This is a genomic window from Lipingzhangella rawalii (assembly GCF_031628175.1).
Lineage (GTDB): Bacteria > Actinomycetota > Actinomycetes > Streptosporangiales > Streptosporangiaceae > Lipingzhangella_A > Lipingzhangella_A rawalii.
In genome coordinates this window covers 325,465-344,759 of sequence record NZ_JAVLVT010000010.1, presented here as the reverse complement: position 1 = coordinate 344,759, position 19,295 = coordinate 325,465, and the positions used below count along the sequence as shown (strand labels likewise).

The 19,295-nt window shown below is 67.3% G+C and carries 15 protein-coding genes; 7 read left to right on the top strand and 8 right to left on the bottom strand.

Going from position 1 to position 19,295, the window contains the following annotated elements; translation table 11 throughout:
• Position 1: 1 nt before the first annotated feature.
• From RIF23_RS18920 to RIF23_RS18910, 3 genes are all read right to left on the bottom strand, one after another.
• Positions 2 to 616 carry a CBS domain-containing protein gene (locus RIF23_RS18920; RefSeq protein WP_310913937.1) on the bottom strand — a complete coding sequence of 205 codons (615 nt, stop codon included), beginning with the start codon at positions 614 to 616 and terminating at the stop codon, positions 2 to 4.
• Between the two features lie 456 nt (positions 617 to 1,072).
• Positions 1,073 to 1,633, bottom strand: coding sequence for a DoxX family membrane protein (locus RIF23_RS18915; RefSeq protein WP_310913915.1), 561 nt, complete (start codon positions 1,631 to 1,633; stop codon positions 1,073 to 1,075).
• 430 nt (positions 1,634 to 2,063) lie between these two features.
• Positions 2,064 to 2,810, bottom strand: a complete 747-nt coding sequence (locus tag RIF23_RS18910) for an SDR family oxidoreductase (RefSeq protein ID WP_310913936.1) — start codon at positions 2,808 to 2,810, stop codon at positions 2,064 to 2,066.
• A gap of 484 nt (positions 2,811 to 3,294) precedes the next feature.
• Here RIF23_RS18910 and RIF23_RS18905 point away from each other — a divergent pair, with 484 nt between their 5' ends.
• Positions 3,295 to 3,528, top strand: coding sequence for a hypothetical protein (locus RIF23_RS18905; RefSeq protein ID WP_310913935.1), 234 nt, complete (start codon positions 3,295 to 3,297; stop codon positions 3,526 to 3,528).
• Between the two features lie 199 nt (positions 3,529 to 3,727).
• On the opposite strand, the gene RIF23_RS18900 is transcribed toward RIF23_RS18905, so the two are convergent.
• Positions 3,728 to 4,321, bottom strand: a complete 594-nt coding sequence (locus tag RIF23_RS18900; protein WP_310913934.1) for a TetR/AcrR family transcriptional regulator — start codon at positions 4,319 to 4,321, stop codon at positions 3,728 to 3,730.
• Positions 4,322 to 4,407: 86 nt separating this feature from the next.
• Between RIF23_RS18900 and RIF23_RS18895 the strand changes: the two genes are divergently transcribed.
• Together RIF23_RS18895 and ppsA are read left to right on the top strand one after the other, a co-directional pair.
• On the top strand, positions 4,408 to 5,082 hold the full coding sequence (locus RIF23_RS18895) for a haloacid dehalogenase type II (protein WP_310913933.1): 675 nt from the start codon (positions 4,408 to 4,410) through the stop codon (positions 5,080 to 5,082).
• A 559-nt stretch (positions 5,083 to 5,641) separates the two neighbouring features.
• Positions 5,642 to 8,023: a phosphoenolpyruvate synthase gene (gene ppsA / locus RIF23_RS18890; protein WP_310913932.1), complete on the top strand. Its 2,382-nt coding sequence runs from the start codon at positions 5,642 to 5,644 to the stop codon at positions 8,021 to 8,023.
• Between the two features lie 181 nt (positions 8,024 to 8,204).
• Here ppsA and RIF23_RS18885 read toward each other — a convergent pair whose 3' ends face one another.
• Positions 8,205 to 10,940 carry a cation-translocating P-type ATPase gene (locus tag RIF23_RS18885; protein WP_310913931.1) on the bottom strand — a complete coding sequence of 912 codons (2,736 nt, stop codon included), beginning with the start codon at positions 10,938 to 10,940 and terminating at the stop codon, positions 8,205 to 8,207.
• A 336-nt stretch (positions 10,941 to 11,276) separates the two neighbouring features.
• Between RIF23_RS18885 and RIF23_RS18880 the strand changes: the two genes are divergently transcribed.
• The gene (locus tag RIF23_RS18880) at positions 11,277 to 13,679 is read left to right on the top strand and encodes a heavy metal translocating P-type ATPase (protein WP_310913929.1); all 2,403 of its coding nucleotides are present in this window, start codon (positions 11,277 to 11,279) and stop codon (positions 13,677 to 13,679) included.
• Between the two features lie 429 nt (positions 13,680 to 14,108).
• A complete protein-coding gene (locus RIF23_RS18875) occupies positions 14,109 to 14,993 on the top strand; it encodes a universal stress protein (RefSeq protein ID WP_310913928.1) in 885 nt (294 codons plus the stop codon).
• A gap of 263 nt (positions 14,994 to 15,256) precedes the next feature.
• On the opposite strand, the gene RIF23_RS18870 is transcribed toward RIF23_RS18875, so the two are convergent.
• The 3 genes from RIF23_RS18870 to RIF23_RS18860 form a co-directional block, all read right to left on the bottom strand.
• Entirely contained in the window at positions 15,257 to 16,084 is an 828-nt protein-coding gene (locus RIF23_RS18870; RefSeq protein WP_310913927.1) for an alpha/beta fold hydrolase, read from the bottom strand.
• Between the two features lie 89 nt (positions 16,085 to 16,173).
• Positions 16,174 to 16,680 carry a hypothetical protein gene (locus RIF23_RS18865; protein WP_310913926.1) on the bottom strand — a complete coding sequence of 169 codons (507 nt, stop codon included), beginning with the start codon at positions 16,678 to 16,680 and terminating at the stop codon, positions 16,174 to 16,176.
• Entirely contained in the window at positions 16,677 to 16,892 is a 216-nt protein-coding gene (locus RIF23_RS18860) for a hypothetical protein (RefSeq protein ID WP_310913925.1), read from the bottom strand. Before RIF23_RS18860 ends, RIF23_RS18865 begins: the two co-directional genes overlap by 4 nt.
• Before the next feature lie 92 nt (positions 16,893 to 16,984).
• Here RIF23_RS18860 and RIF23_RS18855 point away from each other — a divergent pair, with 92 nt between their 5' ends.
• Together RIF23_RS18855 and RIF23_RS18850 are read left to right on the top strand one after the other, a co-directional pair.
• Positions 16,985 to 17,560, top strand: coding sequence for a TetR/AcrR family transcriptional regulator (locus RIF23_RS18855; protein ID WP_310913924.1), 576 nt, complete (start codon positions 16,985 to 16,987; stop codon positions 17,558 to 17,560).
• A gap of 417 nt (positions 17,561 to 17,977) precedes the next feature.
• The gene (locus RIF23_RS18850) at positions 17,978 to 18,925 is read left to right on the top strand and encodes a terpene synthase family protein (RefSeq protein ID WP_310913923.1); all 948 of its coding nucleotides are present in this window, start codon (positions 17,978 to 17,980) and stop codon (positions 18,923 to 18,925) included.
• Positions 18,926 to 19,295 lie beyond the last annotated feature (370 nt).

Here is a 19,295-nt window from a genome sequence, read left to right as displayed (position 1 = left end):
ATCAGGTGTTGTCGACGATGACGCGACTGACGCCGGGCACCGTGCGGGCGATGCTCGTCACCAACCGGCGCTGCTGCGCACTGATGTTCTCGCAGTCGAGATGGACGAAGCCGTCGCGGACCTGCGCCGAGCACTGCTCCACGTACGGAGCCCCCTCGGCCAGGGCCGCACGCAGATCGGCCAAGACCTCGGCATCCGTGCGGTAGTGCATCCGCAGCAGGTCACCACGGCTGAGCATGCCCACCACACGGCCCGCGCGCAGCACCGGCACCTCCCGCAGTCGCCGGCGCACCATGAGGTCGACCAGGTCGGCCACGTCGTTGTTCTCGGCGATGGTCACCACCTCGCGCGTCATGACGTCGGTGACGGACTCCGGCGGTGCCGGAGGCGACGCGTCGACGGGCCGGGCCCAGGCTCGGGGGTCGGCCTCGAATCGATCCCGTAGCAGGTCGATCTCGGTGACGATCCCCAGCAACGCGCCAGTGTCGTCGACCACGGGTGCCGCCGTCGCCTCCTGCTCGGCGAACAGCCGGGCTGCCTCCCGCACCGTCGTGTGCGGTGCGAGCACCATGCGCGGTGCGGTCATCATCTCCTTGACCAGCAATGTTTCCCCCAATGATCCTCGGTGGCCGGACCGGGGCGGCCAGGGGCTCCAGGTTCGCGAACACACTCTGCCCGCAGCCGGTCGACCTTCCCCGGTGGGCTGGCTCGGCCAGTCCCCGTCCATGCCCGGTACTCGTCCCGGCGTTCGGGCCACGGTGGACCATGCTCCGTTTCCTCTCCTAACGTCCACCTTCGGTCGAGCCACCGCCCTGCCGCCAGGGCCCACCGACCCTGCTCGAACGGACCTTCGTACCTGACGATCGCTTCACCGGTCCGAGCCGAGGTGACCGGCGGGCCCACCGGGAGCACTGGATACGAACGTGTGAAGCTCGGTGCTCCGGGTCTCCACAAGCACGGGTCCATCCCATCTCCCCGGAGTCGAGCGGCGGATGTGGGTGCCTGACTCCGGGCACGTACGGCTGCCCCCGGGGCGGGACGCGGGTGGCGCGTCCGCCCCGGGAGTCTTCGATCAGCGCAGGGCTGGGAAACGGCGTACCAGAGGCAGGGAGTCCCACCAGCGGCCCAGGCCGACCGTGTGGCCCGCGTGGACCATCGCCAGGGCCACCATCGCCAGGGCCATGATGAGGTGGTCGTCCATGAAGGGATTGGTGTCGGGGGGCAGGACCGCGCTCCACATCAGCACCAGCATCAGCGCCCCGGAGGCCGCACCGATACGCATGCCGATGCCCAGCAGGAAGGCGGCACCGATGCCCAGCAGTCCGACCATGAACAACCAGTCGGCCCAGGCGGCCCCGGCGAAGGACTGATACATTCCGGCCAGTGGCCCGGATGTGGCCCCAGTGAGAAACCCGTGGGTAGGGCTGCCGCCATTGATCCAGGCGCCTTCCGGGGGAGTGGAGTATCCCAGCCCGAACATCTTGTCCACGAACGCCCACAGGAAGTACCAGCCGAGGGACAGCCGCAGCACGGCGAGGACACCACGCGCAGCGGGAGAGGCGGGTTCAGCTGTAGCGGTCTCGACGGCGCGGTGACGTACGGGGGGCGAGGGCTGGGGGGACTGTGCTGACATCTGCGTGTTCCTTCCGAGGGGGGATCTTCGATGGATCCAGCTGACCATGACGCCGGCGCCCCTCGGCAGAGTCGGCGGTACCGCCTCAGCGGAGCACAAGTCCTGGTTCCAACAGGACTTCCGCACCCGGGCTGGATGGCACGGCCACGTCGTCGACCTGCCAGACGCGGTGTGGGGAGCCGAGTGCCGTCGGGTGATGGAGCCTGTTCGGTGGTTCCGTGGGCAGGGGGTGCGTGCCCCGGCCTTGGTGGCGTGGCAGCGGGTGGTGGCGGTGTGGCGGATGTTGTTTGCCGGAGCAAGGTGGCCGGGTCCGCGCGCACCGACAGCACGGTGCAGCGCCTCCGCGCAGCGCTGGGTGGGGAGCGCGGGCCACCCCACCGGCCCGCCCGCGCCGGGAAACCGCCCGTCACGTCGATCGGTGGATCGGTTCCTATGTGGTGTCCAGTGGCAACACGGCACCCGCGATGGCGCCCCCGTCGACCACGAACTCGCTGCCCGTTGAATATGTCGCCTCCATGACGAGGAAGCCCACCATACGGGCGACCTCCTCGGGACTGCCGAACCGCGGGATGGGTTGGCTGGCCACGACAGCGTCTTCCATCTCGGCGGTCATGGGAGTGCGGATCGGCCCCGGGTGGACCGAACACACACGAACCCCGTCGGCGGCGAACTCCAGCGCCGCAGTCTTGGTGAGCCCGCGGATCGCCCACTTGCTGGCCACGTAGGCACCGATTCCGGCATACCCCTGCATGCCCGCGGTGGAGGAGAGATTGACGATGCTTCCCCCACCGGACCGCCGCAGGGACGGCAAAGCGGCACGCATGCCAAGCCAGGTGCCCAGCAGGTTAACGTCGAGAATCCGGCGGAAGCCCTCCTCAGAGTGGGTCTCGATTGGCCCGAAGTCCAGGATTCCGGCGTTGTTCACCAGGGATGCCAGCGGGCCAGCCGCACCTTCAGCCACAGCTACCGCGTCCGCCCAGTCGCTGGCGCTCGTGACGTCCAGGTGGACGTAGTGCGCACGTTCACCAAGTTCCTTCGCGAGCTTCCTGCCCTCCTCGTCCAGGATGTCGGCGATGATGACGGATGGGCCCGCATCGTGAACCATGCGGGCCACAGCCGCCCCGATACCGCGAGCGCTCCCCGTCACCAGGACCGGGGAGGTGTCGTCTTCACCCATCACTAGCTCCGTTCGAATTGCCTGGTCCCACACTGCGTCTCGCGCCGGTCCGGGAAACAGTGCCGTTGGGCCCGAGGGAGGCAGGCCTGCGGGCCGGTAGCGGCCGGGATCATGCCCGGATGCGTCTACCGCGGGCTGTCCGGGCCGGGACGCAAACTTCACCCGGGGACGTAGCCCTGCGATGAGCACCATCGGGCCGTTGCCGAGGTCCCGGGCCACGGGCAATCGCCGCATCCACGGACACCGCGGGTCGAGTCGCAAACCAGCCGGACGCCTCGACGGCGGCGGCTGTGGCGTCCCTTGAACCGAATCACGCCGGTCCAGCCGCGCGCGTGGGTGTGTTCGCGCTCAGGAGCGGTAGCGGTGGTGTCGGCGTCACTCGCACCAGCACCGAGAGTCTCCTTGCCCGTGCTGTGAGCGGCCCACCTACGACTCGTGGGTACCGCCGGCCTTCATCCGTAGAACACCGGTGCCGGGCCGCGCAGTGCGCGCATCCGCGGTCGTCAACCAGTGCATCAGGCTCGGCTCCCGCCACTGCGGCAAGCTGGTCACCGTCGTAGTCGAGGACACCCACCTACGGGTCCTGCGCGGGGAAGAAGAGATCACAGCGCGCCCCCGCAAGACCCCGGGACCCGTCACCCGGCTCTACGTCAAAGGCATGGGAACCCGGGAGAAACGTCGAGCAACTCCCGATGACAAACTGTCAGGTAACTCCTGAGACCACGCCCCGACACGTGTCCTTGACGAGAACCCAGCGAACGGTCGCTGATTCGACGGGTGCGGACCACCTGATCCTGGCTTGTGCACGTACGGCCCTCGACGTCGACCTTACCGAAGTTGCTCACACGCGAGTCACGGACACCGCGACACGCATCAACTCCCCGTCGCCACCGCCAGCGGGGTGGGGAGCGTGACCCTTACGCGCTCGCACCGGCGGTTGGCAGCAGGCGGAAGGCGGCTCGACGGGCCTGGCCGAAGGGTTCGGTTCCGTTCCGTAGCGATGCGGTCACTGTGGCTCCTTCCAGCAGGAGGAACCATTCCTCGGCCACCGCTACGGGGTTTCGGCACTCGGCTGCGACTGCGATTGCTTCGAGGCACGACCGGATACCTTCCTTGTGGTCGCTGATGACGGCGTGGCCGGGATGGTCGGGCGCAGTGAGCTCGGCGGAGGCGTTCACGAAACCGCAGCCGCGGAAGTCGCCCGCCAGGGTCCAGTCCCGGTAGGCCCCGAACATCGTCTTCAACCGCTCCTCGGCGGTCACGCACCCGGCCAGACTCTCGTCGAGTTCCTTCCACCACCGTTTGTTGCGGGCCCGCAAGTGCGCTGTCACCAGCCCGTCCTTGGTTCCGAAGTGGGCATAGAGGGTGGCCTTCGTCACGCCCGATTGCTCGGAGATCGCATTGACCCCCGTAGCTCGGATGCCGCGCTCATAGAACAGCGCTGAGGCAGTAGCCAGGATGCGATCCGCCGTCGCGCGTCCTTTGGCAGGCCTGCCCTGCGGTTCAGCCACTGTCGTTTCCTTCCAGCCCAAGTACTATACAAACCGGTTTGTATAGTACTTGGCAGACAGCTGAGCCACCAACTGAAGGAGCTTTCGTGACCGCTCGGCCGAACGCCGTTGCCTTCGATGTCCTCGAGACCCTGCTGGACCTGGACCCGCTCCGCACTCGCCTGGAGGAGATCGGCCAATCCGCGCAGCTGTTGCATCCGTGGTTCATGCGCTTCCAGCGCGATTCGATGGCACTGACCCTCGCCGGGGATTTCGGGTCGTTCGAATCGGTGGCACGACAGGCGCTGCGTACCGACACCCACCACACCGCCACCGAAAGCGACATCGACCACGTACTTGACGGGTTCGCCCACCTGCCCCCACACCCCGACGCCGAACCGGCGTTGCGACGTCTGTCCGAAGCCGGGCTGCGGGTCGGATGCCTCACCGTTGGCAGCGCGGAGAACACCGCTCGATTCCTGGAACACGCCGGGCTGGCGCACCACGTGGATCACGTGATCACTGCGGAGAAGGCCGGTACATGGAAACCCGCACCGTCGATCTACCGCGTCGCTGCCAGTGAACTCGGAACATCGCCAGACACCATGGCACTCGTCGCGGTCCACGCCTGGGACTGCCATGGAGCCAAACGCGCCGGCTGTCTCGCTGGCTGGTGTGCGCGGCTGGAGGGGCAGTACGGGGACGTCTTCACAGCGCCGGACGTGAGCGGTGCGAACCTGGTGGAAGTCGCCGAGGGTCTGCTGCGCCTCTCCTCCCACTGAGGTCGTCCCACAAGGCGCCGACCTATCGAATCAGCCCGCCGGGGCTGCTGGCCCGTACCAGGCCCAGCCCCGGCGGAAGCGGGCGAGTTCCCGTGCTCGGGTTCCACCCAGCTGGCAGATCGCTAGATTGACCCGCCCAACTGAGGGCATCCGGCGGTCCTGCTCGCACGTCGAGTGTGGGGAACAGGTAGAGCACGATGACCGCGGACCCGCAGACAGTCGGACTCGCCCTACAACCGCACCACGGTGTATTGCCCTGTGAGGTTGGTGACGCGTGTGGTGCGAGGGCCGCCTGGCCTACCCCAGGTGTTGATCTTGGTCGATTCGCAGCTATACGGAGGCCCTCCCTTGCTGTCGACCCAGACGCGGACTGTACTCAACCTCCATGGCTAGGGACGTTGGTCCGTCCGTACTTCTGCCAAGGGTCCCTGCGGCAATGGCCGTCGGACCGTGGCCATCGCCACGCTTAGGAGTTTCGCTGGAGGTAGGCCTTCGGTGGCCGGTCGCCGCTGTGTCGCCGACACGGTGCGGCCCGGGCACAGCAGAGAGCAGGGGAACCATGCCAAGCATCCGCTACGTCCGCGACCTGGACGATGTCGGGATCGGGGACGTCAAGAGCGTCGGAGGCAAGAATGCGTCATCGGGGGAGCTGCTGCGGGAGCTCGCGGCAGCGGGCGTGTCCGTGCCCGGGGGATTTGCCACCACAGCCGATGCCTACTGGGAGTTCCTGGACGCCAACGAGCTTCGCGGCTTCATCGCGGACCAGGTTGCGCGCCTGGGGCAGGGGGAACCGGTCTCCTCCGTAGGCGACGCTGTGCGCTCGGCGATGCTGGCCGCGCAGCTCCCGGATGACCTGCGCGAAGCTATACACGCGGCATACCGCCAATTGGGGCAGCAGGTCGGGCGTCGTGACCTCGACGTCGCGGTGCGCAGCAGCGCCACGGCTGAGGACCTGCCCAACGCGAGCTTCGCGGGTCAACAGGATTCCTTCCTCAATATCTCTGGCGAGGCAGCGTTGTTGGCGGCATGCAAGCGCTGCTACGCCTCACTGTTCACCGATCGGGCGATCAACTATCGAGAGGACCAGGGCTTCGATCATCTCGATATCGCACTGTCGGTTGGCGTCCAGCGCATGGTGCGCTCCGACCTTGCTGGATCCGGGGTCCTGTTCACCATCGACCCCGAGAACGGGTTTCCACACCATGTGGTGATCAGTGCCGCCTACGGTCTCGGGGAGAGCGTCGTCCAGGGCCTGGTAGATCCGGACGAGTACACCGTGTTCAAGCATCTGTTGCGCGAGAACACCCAGGCGCGGCCGATCACCTCCAAGGCGCGGGGCCGCAAAGAGTTCAGGATCGTCTATGGCAGCGGCGAAGAGCGCCTCCAGACCGAGGTCACTTCCAGCAGCGAACGGACGTCCTACGTTCTCCACGACGAGGAGATCTGCACCCTGGCCCGCTGGGGGGTTCTGATCGAGGACCACTATGGCACCGCCATGGATGTGGAGTGGGCCAAGGACGGCCGTACCGGTGAGCTGTTCGTTGTCCAGGCCAGACCGGAGACAGTGCAGGCGCATCAGGGACCAGGGAGTCTGCACACCTTTCACCTGACGGAGTCGGGGCAACGGCTCGTCTCGGGCATAGCCGTCGGCGGCGCCATAGCGGTCGGGCGGACCTGTGTGCTGCGCGATCCCACCGAGATTGATCGCTTCGAGTCCGGCGCCGTGCTCGTCACCACCAACACCGACCCGGACTGGGAACCCATCATGAAGCGTGCGGCGGCCATCGTCACCGACCATGGTGGGCGCACCTCGCACGCCGCGATCGTCAGCCGCGAACTAGGTGTTCCGGCACTGGTCGGCGTCGGCAACGCAACCCGACGCCTCGCACCGGAAGCCGAGGTAACCGTTTGCTGCGCCGAGGGGGAGACCGGTCATGTCTACGCCGGGCGTCTGGCCTACGAGAAACGCGAATTTGACCCGAGAACAGTACCGGAGACGCGGACCAAGATTTCCCTCAACATCGGCAATCCCGATGCGGCACTGCGCTGGTGGCGACTGCCAGCGGACGGAGTAGGTCTCGCCCGGATGGAGTTCATCGTCGCGAACCACATCCGCGCCCACCCCATGGCGTTGTTGCATCCTGAGCGGCTCACCGCGGGTGACCGGACGCGCATCGCAAGACTCATCGAAGGCTCGCCCAGCGGTGCCGACTACTTCGTGGAGCGCCTCGCACACGGTGTGGCGCGAATCGCGGCCTCGCGCTGGCCTCAACCGGTCATCCTGCGGATGAGCGACTTCAAGACCAACGAGTACGCTCGCCTGATCGGTGGTGGACCGTTCGAACCAGCTGAGGAGAACCCAATGCTGGGATGGCGCGGCGCGTCCCGCTACTACACCGAGGGCTACCGCGAGGGATTCTCCCTGGAGTGCCGGGCTGTCCGCCGGGTCCGCGACGACATCGGCCTGACCAACCTGGTTCTTATGGTGCCCTTCTGTCGAACCCTGCGCGAGGCCGACCGGGTTATCGACGTGATGGCCGAGGAGGGGCTGCGGCGCGGCGAGAACGGCCTTCGCGTGTTCGTTATGGGGGAGATCCCGGCCAACGTCGTCCTGGCCGCGGAATTCGCGGAGCGCTTCGACGGATTCTCGATCGGCAGCAACGACCTCACGCAACTGCTCCTGGGGGTAGATCGAGACTCTGCTGAACTCGCGGAGCTCTTCGACGAGCGGGATCCAGCGGTGATCGCCAGCATCGAGCAGCTGGTCGCGGCAGCGCACGCCAACGAGCGTCCGGTAGGGATGTGCGGACAACGGCCGAGTGACGACCCCGACTTCGCACGGATACTCGTCTCCATGGGTATTGACTCGATCTCAGTGACCCCAGACAGTTTCCTGGCCGTCAAGGAGCATGTCCTCGCCGCAGAGCTCGAGTCTGGGTAGTCACCGGATATCGCCATCGCTAGCTCCCACGACCATGGGGCCGCATCCCTTGCCGCCGCGCCTGAGCCGGTGGGGCGCATCCCGCGCGCACGACCAAACCAGGGCGCCCGGCGCGAATCGGCGTGCGAGGCCACGCTCCGGCGAGCAGCTCGCTGGCCCGAGAGCGTTCAAGAAGCACTCCCTAGGCTCCTCGGCCCGAACCCGGACCCGATGGGCCATCCGGCGGCGAATCCGCGTCGTGTGTAACCCGGCGCCGGACGGCCTTTTCCGCCTCGACGACAACGAGGACGGCAGCCGCCACCGCGATCATGATCGGCCAGTAGTGCAGTGGCAGCGGCTCGACGCGCAGCACCAGCTGGGTGGGTGGGAAGTACAGGGCGCCCATGTGCAGTGCCAGGGTGCCAATGGTGGCCCAGACCAGAAACGGGTTGTCGCGCAGGGAGACGGTGAACACGGAACGGTATTCGGATCGGGCGTTCCCAGCTTGGAAGGCGGAGAACAGCACCATTGTGGTCAGCGCGACTGTCTGGGCGGTGGCGATGGAACCGGTGTCTTCCAGGACCCAGTAGAACAGGGCGAGTGTGCCGCCAGCGCGGACAATGGAAGTTCCGGCAGCGCGCTGCCACAGCAGGGGCGACATGATCCCCTCCCGTGCGCTGCGCGGGGACTTGCGCAGCACGTTGCGGTCCCCACGTTCGAACGCCAGGGCGACATCCTGGAGTCCGCTGGTGACGAGATTGAGCCACAGCAGTTGTGCGGGCACCATGAGCAGTGGCCACCCGGCCGCCACCGTCACGATCAGCGCGACGATCGTGGCCATGGACGTGGAGACGAGAAAGAAGGTCGCCCGGCGCACGTTGTCGAACGTGATCCGGCCCTGTTCGATGGCACCGACGATACTGACGAAGTTGTCGTCGGTGAGCACGATCTCGGCGGCCTCGCGGGCCACGTCGGTGCCGCCCTCCCCCATCGCGACCCCGATCGAGGCGGACTTGAGCGCGGGGGCGTCGTTGACCCCGTCACCGGTCACCGCCACGACCTCGCCGTGCGCCTGGAGGGCACGGACGATGCGCAGTTTGTCCTCGGGGGAAACGCGCGCGAACACGTCCGTGCCAGAGACGGCCGATCTCAGCTCGTCCTCGTCCATTCCTTCCAGGTCACTCCCGGTGACAGTCCGCCGTGAGTTACTGGTGATCCCCAGTTCGGTGGCGATGGATCCGGCAGTGAGCGCGTGGTCCCCGGTGATCATGACGACCCGGACCCCGGCGCTGTGGCAGGCCGCGACGGCCTCGCGGACACCCTTGCGAGGTGGGTCCATCAGGCCGACCAGCCCCACCAGGACCAGACCGCACGGCTCCTCAAGATCCAAGGGCGGGTCCCCGCTCCGGCGGCCACGGCTGACCGCCAGTGCGAGAACCCGTAGCCCATCGGCGGCCATCGAGCGCGCCGCGGCGTTCGCCTCGGCCACGTCGAGCGGCGCCTCCGCGCCATCTGCGAGGACGGAGTCGCACATGTCCACCACACGTTCCGGTGCTCCCTTGGCGAACAGCACCTCGGTCCCGTTCCACGCACGTATGGCCGCGGAGAACCGTCTGCTCGGCTCGAACGGCAGGTCGGCGATGCAGGCGTAGGCATCCCGCTGTGGTTCGGGGGCTAGGCCTGCCTCGGCCGCGGCGAGCAGCAGGGCGATCTCGGTGGGATCGCCCTGCGCCTCGACTCCGTCCGTTGTGGTCTGCATCACCGCCTCATTGGTGAGCACGCCGGTGAGGAGGGTCAGTGTGGCGGCATCTTGCGCCAGGGGAGAGGAAACCCCAGCGCCGAACCCACTTCGCGCGGAGACACTGACGGGCAACCGAACCTGCCCCGCGGCCCAGATTCGGCGGACAGTCATGCGATTCTCGGTCAGGGTGCCGGTCTTGTCCGAGCCGATGACGGTAGCGCTGCCCAGCGTCTCCACCGCCGGCAACCGGCGCACGATCGCGTTGCGTCGCGCCATCCGGGTAACCCCGAGCGCGAGGGCGATCGTCAGGACGATCGGAAGGCCCTCGGGCACCGCGGCCACTGCCAGCGCTACCGCGGCCATCAGTAGCTCCCGAACCTGGCCGCCGGTGGCGAGCCCGAGCACGAACACCAGAGCGCAGGAGGACAGCACCGCGAACATGATCAGCCGGGAGAGGCGGGTCATCCGCTGCTGGAGTGGGGTCGCCGCCTGGGGCTCCGAACGGAGCAGCTCGGCGATGCCGCCCAGCACCGTGTGAGGGCCCGTAGCGAACACCAGACCCGCACCTCGCCCGCTGGTCACCATCGAGCCGGCATGCGCGACCGAGCCCCGGTCTCCGAGGGGAAGGTTCGACGCCAGTGCCCGGGTGTGCTTGACCACAGGTTCGGACTCGCCCGTCAGCATCGACTCGTCGACCAGCAGCGCCTGTGCGCGGATCAGCCGCATGTCCGCAGGAATCCGGGCCCCCGACTCCAGCAGTACCAGGTCACCGGGTACCAGATCCCGACCGTCGACCTCCACCTCCCTGCCATCGCGTAGGACACGAGCCCGCGGCACCGCCATCTCCATCAGGGCACGCACCGCCGCGTCGGCCTTGCGCTCCTGGACGAAGCCGATCGACGCGTTCAGCAGCAACACGAAGGCGATCACGCCAGCGTCGATCCACTCCCGGAACACCAGGGTCACCGTGGCTGCCGCCAGCAGGATCGCGATGAGCGGGCTGCGGAACTGGCGCGCGAAGACCAGCGCGGCCGAAGGCGGCCGCAGATCCTCCAGGACGTTGGGGCCGTACTGCCGGATTCGGCGCGCACTCTCGGGAGTGCTCAGTCCCTGGAGCCCCGAGTCGAGCACGTCGATCGCCTCGGCCGTCTCGGTGGCGTGCCACGACCGGTCGGCGTGTGTGTGAGGCAGTGTCACGGATCCCTCTCCTCCGGAGCGGGCACATATGCAGGTACGGCTCCTCCATGCTTGCGGCTCCCGCGCCACATCGGCAGGGGCCAACGGCCCGCAGGGTCGGGACGGTGGGCTCTCGCGAGCTGGTGAAGATCCAGGTGAGATGGGAGTTCACGCTCAGGAACGGGGGACGATGGTCTGCATCGCGGAGCCCGACAGGGCAGGCACCACAGATGCCGAGCGCGCGCCGAGACGCGCTCGTTCCGGTCTGCCCAACGAGGCGGGACATCGCCTCATACAGCCGCTCCACCCGGCCGTCCGATTCGGCGAGGTCACCCGCGAGACACCTGGTGAGCTGCAATGACGACGCGACTGCTCTTCTGGCTGTGTCTGGCGGGTCTTGGCGTGGGAGGGGGTGCGTGGCTCGCTGATGCGCCGAGGGCCACCGCCCTGGCGTGGTTGATCACCACGGCTCTGGCGAGCGTCCCCGCCCTGTGGTGGGTGGTCGACGGGTTGCGGCAGCGGCGCCTGGGGACTGACGCGATCGCGGTGTTGGCTCTGCTGGGTACCGCTGCTGTCCAGGAGTACCTGGCGGGCGCCATCGTCGCGGTGATGCTCACGGGTGGACGACTCCTGGAGCAGCGCGCCGAGGGTCGGGCGCGGCGCGATCTCAGCGCGCTGCTGTCCCGGGTGCCCAAGGTCGCGCACCGTCTGGAGCACGGGAAGATCGTTACCGTGGATGCCTCCGAGATACGTCCCGGAGATCTGCTCCTGGTGCGGTCGGGCGAGGTGGTGCCGGTCGACGGCCGGATCGAGGACAGCCAGCAGTATGCTCCGAGGGACCGGCGAACGGACGATGACGGTGCTGCCTGGCCATCTGCCGGTTCCCGGGTTGGCGCTGGGCAGCACGGCGATGCCCGTAGCCGTAGCAGCAACGCGGTCGCAGCCTTGCTCGACGAGTCCGCCGTCACCGGTGAGCCGCTGCCGGTGGAGCACGGTGCAGGCGACAGCGTGCCCAGCGGCGTCGTCAACGCGGGGGAGCCCTTCCCCATGCGGGCGACCACGGATGCCGAGACGAGCACCTATGCCGGAATCGTGCGTCTGGCACGGGAGGCCCATGCGCACAGCGCCCCGCTCGTACGCATGGCGGACCGCTACGCCGCGCTCTTCCTGCCGCTGACGCTCCTGCTGGCCGGGGCGGCGTGGCTGGTCGCCAATGATCCGGTCCGTGCGGTGGCGGTGCTGGTCGTGGCGACGCCGTGCCCCCTGATCCTGGCTGCCCCGATCGCCTTCACCAGCGGCCTGTCCCGCAGCGCGCGCCGCGGGGTGATCATCAAGGGCGGAGGCGCCCTGGAGCGGCTTGCCCGCGCACGGGTCCTCCTCTTCGACAAGACCGGAACGGTCACCGCGGGCCGCCCGCGGCTCAACCGGGTCGTGACCGGACGGGAACCCGGCACTGAGGAGGAAGTACTCAGGCTTGCCGCATCGCTCGACCAGGTCTCGGCGCACGTGCTGGCCACGCCGATCGTGCGCGCGGCCGAGCGGGCCGGCCTGCGGCTGGCGCTGCCCACGAGTGTGACCGAGACACCTGGCCAGGGGATGCGCGGGAACGTGGACGGGCGCGCCGTCGCAGTGGGCAAGGCCACCTGGGTAAGTTCCGGCACCCCGCCCGCGTGGGTAGACGAGGTGCGACGCCGGGCGGTAGCCACCGGTTCGTTGACCGTCTTCGTCGGAGTCGATGGCCACGTCGCTGGAGTCCTGCTGCTCGACGATCCGCTGCGGCCCGAGGCCCCCCGCACGTTCCGGCTGCTGCGCCGGGCCGGTATTACCCGCACAGTCATGATCACCGGCGACCGCCAAGTGGTAGCGGATGCGATCGCGGACGTCGTCGGGGCCGACGAGGTTCACGCCGAGCAGTCCCCGGACGACAAAGTCGCGGTCGTGCGCCGCGAGAGTGATCGGGCAGCCACCGTCATGGTGGGCGACGGGATCAACGACGCACCTGCCCTGGCGAGCGCCGGAGTTGGCGTCGCGCTGGGCGCCCGCGGGGCGACGGCGTCCTCAGAGGCGGCCGACATCGTGATCACTGTGGATCGCCTGGAGCGACTGGCCGAGACACTGGCCATCGCCCGCCGGTCGCGCACCATCGCCACCCAGAGCGTCCTGGCCGGCATGGGCATGTCTCTGGCCGCGATGCTGGTCGCTGCCGCCGGCATGCTTCCGCCGACAGCCGGGGCGCTGCTGCAGGAAGGCATAGATGTCGCGGTGATTCTCAACGCGCTGCGTGCCCTGGGCCCCGGACTGGGTGGCGGGGCGCCCCGGCTACGGGGCGACGTCGCAGAGCTGGTGCGGCGCCTGGATCATGAGCACCAGCACCTCTGGCCCGGAATCCGCCGGCTACCGCGGATCGCCACCGCTGTCGCTGGAACCTCGGCGCCGCTGCCCCCGGAACTCCTCGACGAGATCGAGGACTTCGCGCGCACCCTCACCGCGCATGAGCACGACGACGAACGCCTGCTCTACCCGGAGGTGGCCAAGGCGCTCGGTGGCGCCGATCCCACCGGTACCATGAGCCGCGCGCACGCCGAGATCACCAGCCTGCTCCGGCGGATCCGCGACCTCACCACGCACCTCCGCAGCGACGCTGCGGACATCGCGAGCCGGCAAGAGCTGTCCCAGGTGTTGCTGGAACTGCACGCAATCCTGAAACTCCACTTCGTCCAGGAGGAGGAAGCCTTTCACTCCCTGGCCGAGGAGACGTGACCGCGGACCGAGGCGCACCCTGGTCGTTCGCCGACCTCACGGCCTGCCCGTACAGGAAGCCAGTACCCAACGCCCAACCTGATTGGCGATCGGCGCTCAGGTGTCCGGTGTCGGGTACCGGGCGGTGCAGCGCGCTGGTGGTTAGCCCGCCAGGGCGCGGGGCAGACCTAACCCGAGGCGCAGCGGACGGTGAAACTGGCCTCCGCGAGCTGGACAGCGTGCCGTTGCCCGTGCCTGCGGACGGTACCCCGCCAGTACGTCGTGACAAGCTCGCCCGGCTGCGGCCCTGGGCCAGTGCCGCCGACGACAGGCGAGGCGGGATCCGTCGCACGCACGAGCGTGGTCCGCGCACCACAGGTTGGCTTTCGCGGCCGGTTGGCCCCTGCCGAGCAGCGCCTCCCGCGTAGGTGAGGAACCAGGAGGCCAGTGATGACAGCAGGATCGGCGGTGCCACACCGGCCAATCGTGGTCGGGGTGGAGGGCTCGGAGACCGACGAGACCACCGTGGCATGGGCGACCAATGAGGCGGTACGCAGGCAGACGTCACTGCAGCTGGTACACGCCCAAGCGCTCCCCTCCTGGTTCGGCCGCAATCACCGACTCACCGACGAGGCGAAGGAGTACGCAGACGCACGGGTTGCGGAACTTCTTGAGCAGGCCAGGGCATATGTGAACGCGAGGGAGCCCGCGATGGTTACCGAAAGCCATCACGAGTTCGGGGCGGTGGCCTCGGTGCTGTCGAACGCCGCGCGGGAAGCGTCGCTGGTGGTTGTGGGCGCGTCCCCGACTCCAGAACAGAAGCACACGCCCCTTCGTTCCGTGGCTGGCCATGTGGCGGCCCACGCGCCGTGCCCGGTCGTTGTCGCGCATGACCCTGGAGATGGGCCCGGCAGTGGCGACATCATCGTCGGTGTGGATGGCTCTCGCGCTTCTGAGGCGGCGGTGGCCTTCGCCTGCGAGGAAACTGTGTATCGGGGCATCGGCGTAGCCGCGGTGTTGGCCTGGGAACCCACGGTTTCTGGCTGGCCGGTGCTGCCGGATGCCCCCGAGGCCCAGCGCGATCTCGCTGCGGACGCGCTCGCCGGCGCGGTTGCCCGATGGCAGGACCGCTACCCGACAGTGCCGCTGGAGCAACGACTGGTTCAAGGCCCCCCAGTGCGGGCACTCCTCGACCTGGCGCCGCACGCATCGCTCCTGGTCGTCGGATCGCATGGGCACGGATGGTTTCCGGGGTTGCTTCTGGGCTCGGTCAGCAACGCGCTTATCCGCCATGCGCCCGTTACCGTCGCCGTAGTGCGCGGATCGGGTCACTAGACCGCAGCCCCAGCCATGGGCACGGCCCGGCCGGTGTCGGTTCCTGGGGCACTGCCACATGCTGGCGGCGCGCCTGGGGTGCGCAGCGGAAGCACAGTACCGCCGACACACTGATGGTCTCCCGCCGTACTCGGGTGGCGAGGTGCCGGGGTCGGCTCTCCTGTATCGGCCTCGACGCCGTTACCGTCGTCGCTCGTGTGGCCGCCGAGCCACACCACGTTCGCCAGCGCCGTCCGTGCCTCAGCGATCCGGTTTCCCGGGACTCAGTACGCCCCGTTGCCGTCACCCGCGGGGTGGGGCAACCTGGCGAGGAAGGCGCGGATCGAGGGCGCGACGGTATCCGCCAGACCTTCGGCCGTGCGCAGCGCGGCGGAGATCTCGACGGGAGCGAGGACGCTGCCGGGGATGACCCTGGCGCATCGCTCGGCGAGCGCCCGCGGGTGCCGAGGGTAGTTTCCGGGAATCACCAGGGTCGGGGCAGCCACGTGTCGCAGCTCCGCAACGTCGGCGAACGAGCGGTCGTGGCCGATCGCCGCGGCGGCGACGATGCTGTCCACGCTGCTGCGCGGGATGGCATCGCGCACCATAGCGCCGACAACCTCGGGAAACGTCGCCAGGATCGGTTCCCACGCCGCGTGCAGTCCCTGTGCGGCGGCGCGTGCCGCGAACGCGTCGAGGAAGGCGATCTCCGCGGCCTTGGCCGCGTCGTCCTCCTCGATGTCCTCGACCCCGATCAGGACCACCCCGGAGATTCGGTCGGGCTCCTGCAGCGCGGCGCGCAGCGAGACCGTCGAACCGAGTCCCGCCCCGCCCACCACCGCCTGCCTCATGTCGAGGTGGTCGAGGAGCGCAATCAGGTCGTCAGTGTAGCGCCGCCACGTGTGCAGAGCGGGATCGGCGCAGGTCGACTGCCCGTATCCGCGGATGTCGGGCAGGATCACGGTGGCACGGTCCCGCAGTAGCCGCGCCAGCGGCAGCATGCTCCATCGGTCGGGGCCTCCGGCGTGCAGCAGTACGAGCGGTGGCCCTTGGCCCAGGACGGTGGCGAACAGCCTGTAGCCGTCGTCGGTGGGAAAACTGAGTTCTTGCACTGTGCCCTTCCGTCTCTGGGCTACCGCGGTCGTGCGCGCAGCGGGGTGGTCTCCGTTCTGGGCAGGACTGGGCAGGAGGGTGCGGGGACCTACGGCACCGCGGCGGTGCGGCCCCCACGGGGGAGCCGCCCTCTGGGCTTGTACACCGCCAGGAGTGTGTTCAGCAGGAGCACCAGTAGGCCGCCGGCGGTGTGCAGTACCGCTGATCCGGCCAGCGCGCGTATCTCGGCACCGGCCCCCGTCGTGGCCGCCAGGCCCGCCAGGTGGTCAACCGTCGGCGTGTACATCAGTAGGACGCCGGTCGCCAGGACGGTCAGCCCGAGTTTGGCCACGATCCAGTAGTGCCGGAACAGGCCCCACGGGGTACCGAGCGCCTGCACGATCCCGGTCAGCAGCGCAGCGACGGCCAGCGGCACGAGGATGTACCGGGTGATCGGCGCCATCGCGATGTAGGCGGCGCGTGCCACCTGCGCATCCGAGCCGGCCAGACCGATGACAGCCAGCGTCAGAACGGTGGCGACCGCGCCAGCCCAGCCGACTGAGGAGAGGATGTGCGCGGTCAGTACAGCTCTGCGCAGGCGGCGCGGCATGATCATGTGCGGCCATCCGGGAGAAGCCCGCCGTGGTCGGGGGATGCCGGTTCGGTCCACGCGTGCAGGGCGCCCTGCGAGGTGTGGCGCGCTGGCCCGTGCTGTCCCAAGCCGCCACTGCTGACCAGCACGAGAACCGCCAGCAGGATCAGGACACCAAGGATGACTCCCGATACGCGTACCCAACGTGGCGTTGCTGCGGTGGGTCGGTCAGCCATAGCACCTCCTCCAACGTGTACCGAGATTTTCATAGACAAAGTGTCATTGTCAATACAGTATGTCGTATAACGTCACCTCGTATGCTGGCAGCGTGCCGAAGCTGTGGAACGAGACGATCGAGGACCACCGCCGCACGGTGCGCGAGGCGATCCTGGACAGCACCTGGACACTGGTGCACGAGCACGGGCTGGCGTCCGTGACGATGTCGCAGGTCGCCGCGCGGGCCGGCATCGGCCGCGCGACGCTGTACAAGTACTTCCCCGACATCGAAGCGATCGTCTTCGCCTGCCACGAGCGCGAAATCACCCGCCACCTTGCACACCTCGCGGAGCTCCGGGATCAGCCCGACGATGCCGACGCACGGCTTCGGGCCGTGCTGGCGGCCTTCGCGCGAATCTCCCACCAGCAGCGGAGCCGCGGCGCCGAGCTCTCGGCGCTCCTGCATCGGGATGAGCGCGTTTCCCAGGCGCAACAGCAGCTCGTGGACCTGATCCACGGCCTGCTGGCCGAGGTTGCCCAGGCCGGTCACCTGCGTGATGACGTTCCGCTTGCGGAGCTCGCGAACTACTGCCTGCACGCCCTGACCGCGGCGGGAAGCCTGCCCTCGACGGCTGCGGTGGATCGGCTCGTCACGGTCACTCTGGCCGGAGTGCGCCCGCAGGAGTGACGCCCTCGCGTCACTGATGCGGAACCCCGGCGGATTTGGACCTTGGCCAGCCCTGTACCGGTGCTGCCCGACCGCAGGGCATCATCGCCACTCGCCTCGCGAATTTTCTATTTCGGAGAAACTTATTTCGGGTGACTTTTCAGAATTGATACGGAAGTCCGAAAAGTTTCAGAGCAATACCGTCGAAGGCGTCGTGCTGAATCCACTAATCTCTCAAGGTCCAAGCTGGGTTTAATTAGGATGAGAGTGGGCATCCTAGCCTTGGCTATCGTTCTCCTGGATAATCCGTGTTGAAGTGTTGTTAGTGATCTGCGTTCCTCATTGATGCGTATTTAGTCCATCTAATAATCTAGCGATCTTCTTCGTTTATGATGTAGAGTGATAATCGTCGGATGGCCAACTGATGGGGTGACTGATGTGTCCGCGAAGCTGACCTTGCCAGACATGACTGTGAATATTCCTGCGAAATGTCATCCAGACATCGATCGGATCGAGCGGGACGCCACATCGTGGGCAGCGGACCGAGTGCAGCCCGATACCCTGAGACGGATTCGCAATACCAGGGCCGGGCGCATAGTGGCCCGTACTGTGTCCTCGGACTGTCCCCGCAGTCTGCTTGATGCCTACGCCCATTTTCTGGTGTGGGGTTTCTGGTTCGACGACCTGTGTGTCGATGACGTCGAGCCAGACGCTCCACTACGCACAGCCGCAATCGCCTCGGTGCTTGAGATCCTCGACACCGGCAAGGGAACCGGTGCTGCCGGGCATGGGGTGGAGGCAGCTCTGGCAGAGGTTCTCAATGAGCTGGAGGCGGCACTTTCACCAGCGCAGATGGCTCGCTGGCGACAGGAGATGCGCACCTGGTTCTGCTCGATGGTGTTTCAGAATGCCATGCGTCAGCAGACTCCCACTATCAACTCCTACAAAGCACTCCGTCGCTACTCTGTGTGTACTTACCCATGTCTGGTGTTGATCGAAGCGTCCCACGGCGCCCACGTCGACAGGGAAGCGTGGCCGCATACCGGGCTCGAAGAGCTGCGAGTACACTGCTCAAATCAGGTCGGATGGTCAAATGACGTGGTTTCATACCATATGGAACGGGAACACCCAGGTGGGTTCTGGAACCTACCTACGGTCTATCAGGCCCACGGCCTGACCGAGCGAGAGGCTGTCCAGCGGTCTGCCGACGATTCCGTCGCCGAGGCACAAATTTTCGCTCGTAAGGAGAGCGAGCTCCGGGGACATCTCACTGCGGGTCAACTTTGTAGCGTGGATGCGATGCGGTCGTGGATGCGAGGGTGCCTGGATTGGCATCTGGAGGCAACGGACCGCTATTTTGGATGGGCTGCCGAGGAGAGAGTGTAGATCGCCTCCGAGAGAGCACCCGTTGTCATGGAGAATTCCGACGAGAAGCAGGCTCCCGATTACGGGTCGAATGGAAACTTCGACGTGACGGGCGTTCCGGAGCACTGGCAGCCTGGATATGCTCACATTGTTTGTTTCATGTGTGCGGTGGAAACGGCCTTACAGCGAATTCTTGGGTAATCAACTCCGATTTCATATTACCCGTTAGTTTTATCGAGAATTCCCTTGAAATTCTTCCTGGTTTCAATGAATTTAATGTGCACCCGGAAGGCGAGTCCGAGAATTTGTCAGGATGGACTGTTGCCTCTACTTTCTGCGTTTCGCAGGCGTAGTAGGGTAGATTCAATCCGTTATGCGCGTGCAGGAGAAG

Bases quoted from the DNA above. Each gene is read 5' to 3' on its own strand.
- RIF23_RS18915 (WP_310913915.1), bottom strand. From the start codon at position 1,633: ATGTCAGCACAGTCCCCCCAGCCCTCGCCCCCCGTACGTCACCGCGCC.
- RIF23_RS18910 (WP_310913936.1), bottom strand. From the start codon at position 2,810: ATGGGTGAAGACGACACCTCCCCGGTCCTGGTGACGGGGAGCGCTCGC.
- ppsA (WP_310913932.1), top strand. From the start codon at position 5,642: ATGCCAAGCATCCGCTACGTCCGCGACCTGGACGATGTCGGGATCGGG.
- RIF23_RS18880 (WP_310913929.1), top strand. From the start codon at position 11,277: ATGACGACGCGACTGCTCTTCTGGCTGTGTCTGGCGGGTCTTGGCGTG.
- RIF23_RS18875 (WP_310913928.1), top strand. From the start codon at position 14,109: ATGACAGCAGGATCGGCGGTGCCACACCGGCCAATCGTGGTCGGGGTG.
- RIF23_RS18865 (WP_310913926.1), bottom strand. From the start codon at position 16,680: ATGATCATGCCGCGCCGCCTGCGCAGAGCTGTACTGACCGCGCACATC.
- RIF23_RS18860 (WP_310913925.1), bottom strand. From the start codon at position 16,892: ATGGCTGACCGACCCACCGCAGCAACGCCACGTTGGGTACGCGTATCG.